The organism is Nostoc sp. FACHB-888 (assembly GCF_014696655.1).
Lineage (GTDB): Bacteria > Cyanobacteriota > Cyanobacteriia > Cyanobacteriales > Nostocaceae > Nostoc.
Map to the genome: position 1 here is coordinate 1 of NZ_JACJQM010000175.1, position 8,553 is coordinate 8,553.

Annotated in this window: 7 protein-coding genes and 1 pseudogene; 3 read left to right on the forward strand and 5 right to left on the reverse strand. The window is 47.2% G+C overall.

The window, feature by feature from the left end; genetic code table 11:
- Positions 1 to 10: 10 nt before the first annotated feature.
- On the reverse strand, positions 11 to 907 hold the full coding sequence (locus H6G26_RS43245; RefSeq protein ID WP_190735903.1) for an AraC family transcriptional regulator: 897 nt from the start codon (positions 905 to 907) through the stop codon (positions 11 to 13).
- Positions 908 to 1,273: 366 nt separating this feature from the next.
- Positions 1,274 to 2,230, reverse strand: a complete 957-nt coding sequence (locus H6G26_RS35325) for a LysR family transcriptional regulator (protein WP_190735905.1) — start codon at positions 2,228 to 2,230, stop codon at positions 1,274 to 1,276.
- A gap of 122 nt (positions 2,231 to 2,352) precedes the next feature.
- Between H6G26_RS35325 and H6G26_RS35330 the strand changes: the two genes are divergently transcribed.
- Together H6G26_RS35330 and H6G26_RS35335 are read left to right on the forward strand one after the other, a co-directional pair.
- Positions 2,353 to 3,591 (forward strand): DUF3500 domain-containing protein, encoded by a 1,239-nt coding sequence (locus H6G26_RS35330; protein ID WP_242054125.1) that lies wholly within the window; start codon positions 2,353 to 2,355, stop codon positions 3,589 to 3,591.
- A 76-nt stretch (positions 3,592 to 3,667) separates the two neighbouring features.
- Positions 3,668 to 4,711: a kelch repeat-containing protein gene (locus H6G26_RS35335; RefSeq protein WP_190735907.1), complete on the forward strand. Its 1,044-nt coding sequence runs from the start codon at positions 3,668 to 3,670 to the stop codon at positions 4,709 to 4,711.
- Between the two features lie 213 nt (positions 4,712 to 4,924).
- Here the strand turns inward: H6G26_RS35335 and H6G26_RS35340 are convergent, their stop codons facing one another.
- Positions 4,925 to 5,383 carry a GNAT family N-acetyltransferase gene (locus tag H6G26_RS35340; protein ID WP_190735909.1) on the reverse strand — a complete coding sequence of 153 codons (459 nt, stop codon included), beginning with the start codon at positions 5,381 to 5,383 and terminating at the stop codon, positions 4,925 to 4,927.
- 133 nt (positions 5,384 to 5,516) lie between these two features.
- A complete protein-coding gene (locus H6G26_RS35345; protein WP_190735911.1) occupies positions 5,517 to 7,013 on the reverse strand; it encodes a peptidase S10 in 1,497 nt (498 codons plus the stop codon).
- Positions 7,014 to 7,197: 184 nt separating this feature from the next.
- On the opposite strand from H6G26_RS35345, the gene H6G26_RS44045 reads away from it, so the two are divergent.
- The gene (locus H6G26_RS44045) at positions 7,198 to 7,323 is read left to right on the forward strand and encodes a hypothetical protein (protein WP_277883955.1); all 126 of its coding nucleotides are present in this window, start codon (positions 7,198 to 7,200) and stop codon (positions 7,321 to 7,323) included.
- 37 nt (positions 7,324 to 7,360) lie between these two features.
- On the opposite strand, the pseudogene H6G26_RS35350 reads toward H6G26_RS44045, so the two are convergent.
- Positions 7,361 to 8,181 (reverse strand): annotated as a pseudogene (locus tag H6G26_RS35350) (glutathione S-transferase N-terminal domain-containing protein).
- Positions 8,182 to 8,553: the final 372 nt, after the last annotated feature.

Below are 8,553 nucleotides of genomic sequence, written 5' to 3' on the forward strand. Positions count from 1 at the left end.
TCTTATGAGGTTAACGAACCTGCTTGGGGGTCATTCCAGTCAGGCGCTTAAACTGTTGCGTCAAATGGCTTTGGCTGGAGAAGCCGACTTGTAAGGCAATGTCCGCGATCGCCAAGTCCGTTTTCGACAGCATCACTTTTGCTTGTTCCACCCGCTGTTGAATCACATACTGATGCGGCGAAATTTTAATTGTTTGTTTAAACAAACTGGCAAAGTAAGTGGGGCTGATATTAACGACATTTGCCAGTTCAACCAGTGACAAATCTTGATCTAGATGAGTGTGAATGTAGTCGAGCGCTTGCTGCAACTGGATATGAGTTAAGCTTCTATTCTCAGGTGCAATGATTGGTGCATCCTCAGAATAATGCCGCAACAGATGGATGATTAATGCTTGAGACAAGGATTCAACATATAATCGCCCCATCATGCCACCTGATTTCACCTCAGCTAAAAGTAGCATGGCAATCTGCTGAAGATTCAAGTCTTGCTGACCGAAATGGTTGACCAAATTAACCCGTGCTGTATTGATTTGAGACACTTGGGCAACTTGTTCGACCAGCTTTGGCTGTAAATGAATGTTGAGTTCCGTTTGGACAGCCTCACTTCCTGGACAACACCAGTAGCTCAACTGTTCAGCCGGAACCAAGAGGCTATCTCCTTTTTGAAAGATTGATTCGTGCCAGCGTTCGTCAGATTTCTGACTCAAATAAGTGGGATGCCCCATCGGTAAGATTAGCCAATGATCCGACAGAGCAGGCAGTTCCATTTCTTCTATTTTGCCAGGAATTGAAGTATAGTCATGCTGCTCAACCAGGATGCCATTCCAGCCCATCTGCCGACTGGATAAGGTCAGCGTTCTCTGGAGTCGTTGGTTCAGCTCACTTGGTTTAAGAAGGGTGTAAGTCATAGAATTTGTCTGCACCTACTCACTTATTCACAGCTTGAGGAAAAAACGCTTTCTGATTTTCTTAGCTTTTAACACGAGTTCATCTCAGGTCATTCGTGAGAGGTTAAGGTCAGATACGATTTGTCAATAAGCAATAGTACTTATAATATTGCCAAAATCGGAGTTAGAAACAGAATTTTTGATCGGGAATAATGATTTAGCATCAAATAAGCTAAATCATATTTTTTCAAGATAATTCATTCATTTTATCGATTTTTGCAATTATCTATGTCATTTTGAAATCTCTCTTAGATTTTATTAGTAAATAAGGTGCGTTTCCCCTGACGGGAGAGGTGTCCTGCATCCTTCTTAAATGCATTCTAGTTATCACCCTTGTTTCGCAGTCGTCCGGATCTGGTCGCGGAACCATGCATGCCCAGAATCACCACTGAGTCGAGGATGCCAGATCATTGTGTAGGGAAAGTCACCAATCTCTTGAGGGGGTAATACCTGCCGAAAGTGTGACAACTTTGAGAGTTCGAGTGCTAGACGCATAGGAGCGGTGAATATCAGGTCGGTACCCACAATATTGAGCGCAGTTGCCATGAAGTAGGGAGACTGGAGTACGATATTTCTCGCCTTCCCCAGATCAGCAAGCGGACGATCAATCATAGTTTGCTGCCCTTCGGCTGTGGCGACTACTGCGTGTGGGCGATGCAGATATTCGTCCAAAGAAAACCGCTTGCCCTTGAATTTACAGTCCGCACTTATCATGCACACAAAGTGCTCGTGGTACAGCACTTCCACCTTCAATCCTTTGGGTGGGGTGGGCACGCTGCCGACACCAAGCGCCACGTCGCAGCGACCCATCTCCACGTAACGATAACTGTCTTCTGTCCAGCCAATGACTTCAACGCGAACGCCAGGAGCAAATTTGCGACAGATCTGCACGGTGCCACGGACGATAACAGCAGCGGCATAATCGGTGCCTGTGACCCGGAAACGTTGTTGTGAGGTGGAAGGATCAAAGTCATTGCTGCCAATCACTGCGTTTAAGCGAGGCAGGAGAACTTCCAACTCTCGCAGCAAGCGCTCACCACGCGGTGTTCGCTCGTACCCTACGCCGCTACGAACGAGCAGGTCATCGCCAAGTGCCGATCGCAACCGCCCTAACACACGGCTCATTGCTGGCTGGCTTAGAGAGAATCGGGCTGCCGCACGAGTGATATGCTTCTCCTCTAAAAGAGCTTGTAGAGCCAGAAGCTGATTCAGATCAATGCGTGAGAGGTTGGGGAACTGTTGAGCCATGATCTGAGTATATACCACTGTTGATATAGTACTCATTCGTAATATGCATTGGACAGATTATAAATGTCATGTAATGGTTGTAGTAGGTTCACCGCCCGGCTGAATCGGTTTAAGCAATTGCCTATTGCGATCGTTAAAGCCAAATCTAGGAAATCATTATGAACATGAAACGTCGTAAATTCTTGGGCATTATGGCAGGCACTAGCGTCGTTGTCAGTCTCGCTAGTGTCTTGACACAAAGTGTCAAATCTCATGCACAGCAGTTATCAGGTGCTCTCGCTGATCGCTTCCGGCGCATGTCGCAAGAAGCCGAAGCCCGTGGTCTAGCCGAGCCGTTTAAGGGTGTTACTACAAACGGCGATGTTGTCTCAGGTTTGTTCCCCATCCGCTCGACCGGAGTCTCCACTGCGCCCGTCCGCAGGTCTGCTGATGCTTTTCTCGCCACCTTGACCCCGGAGCAGCGCAGCAAGACGATATTTTCAGTTGATGACCCGGAATGGCGTAAGTGGATGAACCAGCACTTTTACATCCGTCAGGGCACGGGCTTCTATGAGATGACTGAGTCCCAGCGCGAGGTAGCTTTCAATCTGTTGCGAGCCTCGTTCAGCGCTAAGGGATTGAAGCAGTCGCGCGACATCATGCGGCTCAACCACACGCTGGGCGAGCTGAATGACAATAACTTCGACGAATACGGCGAGTGGCGCTACTGGATTACGGTGATGGGCACGCCTTCAGATACGGAGCCGTGGGGCTGGCAGCTCGACGGGCACCATCTAATCGTCAACTACTTCGTGCTGGGCGATCAAGTGGTGATGACACCCACTTTCATGGGTTCCGAGCCAGTGACGGCTAACTCCGGCAGGTACGAAGGCACGACTGTGCTGCAAAACGAACAAAACAAGGGTCTAGCGCTGATCAACGCGCTCAATAATGCACAGCGTGAGAAAGCTATCATTGAGGTTTCCAAGACTCGCAACAGCAGCGTGGGCGAAGCCTTCAGTGACAACATCGTTCTCGACTATGCTGGTATTGGCGCTGCGGAGTTCACAGCCGAGCAAAAGAAGCAATTGCTCGATTTGATTGGCGAGTATGTGGGGAATATGCGCGGCGGGCACGCGGAGGTCAAAATGTCTGAAGTGCGGCAGCATCTAGACGAGACCCGGTTCGCTTGGATCGGCGAGACGGAGGCAAACAGCGTCTTCTATTACCGTATCCACAGCCCGGTGATCTTGATCGAGTTCGATCATCAGACGCCTATCGCTCTGCGGTATTTAGAACGTGGTCAGCCTACACGCGAGCATATCCACAGCGTAATACGAACGCCGAATGGCAACGACTACGGTAAAGATCTACTCCGGCAGCACTACCAACAGCACCCACACCCACACAGTCACTGAATGATTTTGTACAGTGCAATATCTCAGCTTGAAGATGGTCGAATAACAAGTCGAATAATAATAGGAGATATGCATTATGCTACGTGGGTTTAGATATTTGATTTCCGTCTCACTCTTGCCCTTTTCACTTGTAGCGCTAGGTTCGCCCGTACTCAGTCAAGCGCAAAGTCAGTTGCCGTATTGGACTGAGGCTGCGCCGCCAACGATCGCTCGACAAGAGCTTTATCCAGAAGTTTTGAACGGAAAAATTTACGTAGTCGGCGGTTTACTCAGCCCAAACACTGGGTTTTCAGCACATTTCGAGTCTTATGATCCTGTCAAGGATGCATGGACAGTATTGAGACCGCTACCTGAAGCACGCCATCACATCACGCTGTCGGCAGTCAGGGGTTTGCTCTACGGTGTTGGCGGTTTCACAGGTGGGTTTCCGAACTGGCGCGCCCAGCCGACGATGTTTATATACAATCCTACCTCTAATACTTGGAGGAAAGGCACTGACCTGCCAGTGGCTCGCGCCGAGGGCATATCCGCAGTCGTTGACGATAAAATCTACCTGATTGGCGGACGCGTTCGAGCCACTGAGGACGCTCGGCTTTTCAATGACCACATTGACAGCGTGCGAAACGAAGTATTTGATCCGACGACTAGGCGCTGGTCGACCCGCGCCAATGCACCGACACCGCGAAATAGCGCTGCGTCGGCTGTAATTGATGAAAAGATTTACGTAGTCGGGGGTCGCAAGTTTTTCAAGAATGCTGATGGCACTACGCGCCAAGTCAATGTACCAAATCTTGAGGTTTACGATCCGAAGCTTGATCGTTGGGAGACGCGCGAGCCTATGCCTCAACCTCAAGGCGGTCTGGCTGCAACCTCCCTCAACGGCAAGCTTTACGTTTTTGGCGGCGAACAGTGGGTTCTGGAGCAGAAAGTTTTCGCCGAAAGTTGGGTATACGACCCGAAAACCGACGTTTGGGAAGTACTGCCACCCTTACCAACTCCACGACATGGATTGGGAGCATCAGCCATTGGCAACCGAATTTTTGTTTTTGGCGGAGGAACCCAAACAGGCGGAAATGCAGCTACCGCGATCCACGAAGTGCTAGTATTGCCCACCAAGTGAGTGTATCTGACGAAATCTCTGAATCTGATGAGCGTTGGGGCGTAATGCTGGAGTTTGAGGAAGTCAGCCCATATAGATTTGCTCAACAAGGGGCAGATGTTGTCTAGGGTGCTGTTATTAGGTTGATGATAGGCGTGATTCGATTTTTGATTCTTACTGGAGCTTCGGAAACTCTGCCTTTGCTCCACAATTGGTGAATAGCTAAATTGTCATTCAAGCTTCTCTATTCAAGAGCTTTGTCATTAGAAAACGCTCGTGTTTTTGATAGCCAACTCGATGGTACAGGCGCTGGGCTTTTGGGTTTTCAAAATCTACTTCTAGATGAAGGGCTTGAACTCCTAAACTATGGCAAATCTCCTCTGCAAATCTCAACGTCTGCGTACCGATACCTTGTCCGCGATGCTGTGGGCGAAGATAAAATTCATCCACAAAAGCATCTCGACCTCGGTACTCTAGGCTGTACCCTAACGTCAAAATAATATAGCCAATCACCTCATCTTCTTGCCAAATCAGCCATGTTTGTCCAAAAAATTCATTACTCAAAAACTGTATTAGTACATCGCGAACGTTATTTTTATCAAATGCTAGGTTTTCGGTTTCATGAAACTCCTCAACAAGTTCTAATACAAGAGTTAGATCGGAAACTGCGGCTTTTTGATAGTTAATATTCACAATACATCATGTGAGCGTGGCCAAAATACAAAATGCCAATCACCTAATCAGATTTGATTGAGATTATTTTCAATTAATTAGCGATCGCTCTTGGTTAGATAAGTCTGTTTTATATGAACTTTCTCTCCTCAAGTCAGGCTGTCGCATTGTCGTAGAAAGCTTTCATCTGAGCCAACCATAAACAGCGCGATTCATCCCAAGTGTAAAACATATGTCCACCTAGAAAATGTTTTACAGTTAGGTTGGGACGAATGTGGGGATTTAATTTCATCATATCTGCTAGATGCTTTGAGGCAAAATAAGGAGTGACCAAATCGAACAATCCATGAGCGATGTACACTTGCATATAGGGGTTCAAAGCCATCCCGACGCGCAGATCGTCCACTGAACCTAGAAAACCCTGCTTGAACTCGCCTTTGAGCTCGAATTTCCAAGCTTTGAATGTTTCCAAATTCAGCAGATGGTAAGACAAGTCGGTTTCAACACCTAACGTGTCTCGCAAGTGGCTATTGATTGCCCCAGTAAACAAGCGATCTAATCCATCAAGAGTCGGATCGCTGCCCTCATAATTCACGCGACCCGGAAAAGGATCGATAGCCGTAATTGACGCGTCGTAAAGTCCTACAATTCGCTGTTGATCTCGCAGCAGTTCCCTGGCAAAGATTTCAATGCCAATCCTTCCTCCAAGTCTCTCAATCAGTTCTACGGGCAAGCCGATTAGCCCTGCCATCTGCTGATAGGCAGTTTGGCGCTCATCGGGTGTCATCGTATCTCCCATTGCCAGAAGTGGAATCAAGGTTGTGCGAGCAAATTGTTCTGCTGCTGCTATGTGAGCTTGTAAATTCCCTTGTTCTGCTGCCCATTGGACGCGGTTGTGATGAGCGGCACTAGCCGCAAAGGAAGGAATCAGGGTTGCCCAAGCCGTAAGGTTGTAATCGCTACCAGCTAGCAGGCTGAACTCCAAAGCCGGAGAGATCACAATAGCACCGCAAAGACCGACACCAAATTCCTGTTGCAGCTTGCGGGCTAACCTAGCAACCCGAAAGCCGCCATAACTTTCTCCGGCAATAAAGATCGGGGACAGCCATCGCTGATGACTAGAGAGAAATCGTCCAATGAATTCTCCCAGTGCTTTCAAGTCTCGCTCAACTTCCCAAAATTCCGTTTCCTTGGGTTTTTCTGCCTCACCAGAATTAGCTTTCTCGCTCTGTTTGGTATCCTTATCATCTTGAGCTAAACTACGACTAAAACCTGTGCCAATCGGGTCGATGAACACCAGGTCTGTAAAGCTTAACCAACTTTCAACATTGTCCACTACCCGAACTGGAGGTTTGGCTAGGCTACCATCAGATCCGAAATAAACGCGCTTTGGCCCTAATGCTCCCATGTGCAGATAGGCAGAAGCCGCTCCTGGCCCACCATTGAAGACGAAAGTGAGGGGTCGTAGCGTGGCTTGTTCAACCTCGGCTAAATAAGCCACATGGAACATTTCAGCAACGGGTTTTTCATGCTCAAACAAGGTTTGCCATTGGGCAAAAGCAGTGTAGCGAATCTGGCGATCGCCAAGCGATAGTGTTTGCTCAGTTATACTAGACTTGCGATTTCCGGGTGAGTTAGGAGTATCAGGCATCTTATGGTACTTCGTTAACAGGCAATGCAAACTGGTCGCAATGTAATACCTTTTTGAATAAGCTTATTGTGTTTTCAAATCTGAATAATTTCTTGAATATTTCATTAGAGTTTGCAATTGTTTGTATAAATTCGCTTTGGCTAATTAATTCTTATTAATAATTAGAATGTGTTGATTGTGAGTAATGGTAGAAATAAAGGAGACCGATCCACAGATGTTTGCTCAATTGGTAGCGGAGACTCCCGATTGGGTGCAGTGGATGGATGGGGTGAATTGGTCAAAGCTTGAAACCAAGATAACTGTTAACTAGGAGAGTTGCGCGATCTGTTAATACGGGTGCCTAAATTCTACTTGATGACAAAATTAGACGGGTCTTGATCCCGTCGATGCTTAGTGGGAATGGGGGCTGGCTGCCCATCACCCACAAGGGCTGCGGTTTTCTCCAGGGATTCCCTCAATCGCTTGGCTGCGTAGATAGACATATCTCGCGGTACATTAATGCGATCGCGCAAATATCGAAGAGCGACATCAGAACCCGATGGAGGTACACAGTCTTCACCTGTCATCATGTGTGTTAAAGCACAACGTAGGGCTTGATCAAACAATTTCTCATCCAAGGGGTTGACTCGGATAATATTAATGCGGTGGTCGATAGTTCGTTGAAGAGCTTCCATAGGGGAGTTTTCCGGTTCTGGATAAGTAACATCTGGTAGCCCGAACCAAGGGCCATTATCCACCCGCGCTTTATTAAAAAGCATCTGGGATTCGCCGTTTTCCCAACAGCCCCCCATCTGGGGCGGTAAATCATGTACGTGGGTGTGAAAGTCGCTCTGGGTTCCGCAGTAGGTCGGTCGGCTTTCCATTGCCGCAAACCATGAACTCAAGCGAGGGTTTTCCGAACGCAGAGAGTAGCCCTTGTAGTAGTAAAGGCTCGCATTGTCACTTTTTCGATGCGGTAGGGGATCTGTTTTTCCTCTAGCCATAACCAAACTTTTTGACAGTAAGGACACCAGGCGTGGTTATCACGGTACAGCGTTACCCGCACATCAGATTCCGGCTGACCAAACAAGCGCAACCTGGCTCTAGCGTTGGTGAAACCATTAACGGTATCTATTTGATAATCCGTGAGGGTTTCTAGTTCTTCCCAGATGTTGGGTGCGGTAGTCATAGCGGGAGTTGCGTAGGGCAATACTTAAGACAATTCTATACTCTACAATATTTTCAGTTACACCAAGGCATAATTTTACCGATAGGTTCGCCCACTTGAAAAAGATATTGGACAAATAGCAATATTGAGCCAATTAAATTTGGTTAACTCGTAGAGACTGCACACGGTTTTTGATTATTAACAACTTTTGGCTTTATTTGCCGCTCATCTGAGCAAATTAAAAGGATTTTACAGAACTATGCCAATTAAAAAACACATTAATCTTAATTTCATAGATAAATCGGAAAAAACTAACTCTAATGTGAATTCATTAAAGTTAGTTTTTACCAGTTTGAGTTAGGTTGAGCAAATGAGCGCACTGCTTCACTCACT